2 protein-coding genes are annotated in these 691 nt (G+C 64.5%); both read right to left on the bottom strand.

Annotated features, from left to right (window positions below):
* On the bottom strand, positions 1-116 hold a 116-nt coding region (locus ABD369_RS40815), incomplete at its 3' end, for a dodecin domain-containing protein (protein WP_344641692.1).
* 15 nt (positions 117-131) lie between these two features.
* On the bottom strand, positions 132-691 hold a 560-nt coding region (locus tag ABD369_RS40810; RefSeq protein WP_344641691.1), incomplete at its 5' end, for a serine hydrolase.

Genomic DNA, 691 nt, shown 5'->3' with positions numbered 1-691 from the left:
CATTCGAGGTTGCGCACCGTCTCGTTCGCCCGGGCGATGGCGGTGCGAATTGCCGCGTCACTGCTCTCGGTGGACGAGCCGACGATCTCGGTCACCCGGTACACGTTGCTGCTCATGGCATTCCCTTCGTGTCAGATTCGACGAACCAACTCCTGCGCCTCGGCGCCGAGCCTCGCAAGGCGAAGATCACCGAGAGCTGTCACAGCACTACCCAACCTGTTGGTGGTGAAACCGAGCGAGAGTCCGCTGGACAGGTCCGCATACGCGCCTGAACCGCCGACTCCGTAGTGGCCTATCGCATTCCGCGGCTGCCGCCGCGCGGCAATGATCGGCGGGTGGTAACCGAGAGTCCAGTTGGGCCGCACCGCCAGCACGTAATCCCGATCGCGAGTCTGGATGGTCGACATCTGGTCGATGGTCGACTCCTTCAGGAACCGCTTCCCGTCGATCACGCCGCCGTTCGCGATGGCGCCGTACATCTTCGCGAGAGCACGCGCGCTGAACACTCCGTTCCAGCCCGGCATGACAGCGTCGTGGACAGCCGGGTTGCGCACCATGACGTCGAAACCGTCCGGCATCGCGGCCTCGGCGAGTCCGCGAGTCGGACCGACGTGTGAGAGCACGGTCGACGCGAAGGCCCAGTTCAAGCCGGCAGGGTTGATATGTGGGAACAGCTTCGCGATCCGTGGAC

The sequence above is a fragment of the Kitasatospora cystarginea genome (assembly GCF_039533515.1).
In the GTDB taxonomy this organism is placed as follows: Bacteria; Actinomycetota; Actinomycetes; order Streptomycetales; family Streptomycetaceae; genus Kitasatospora; species Kitasatospora cystarginea.
This window is presented reverse-complemented; position numbering and strand designations above follow the sequence as displayed.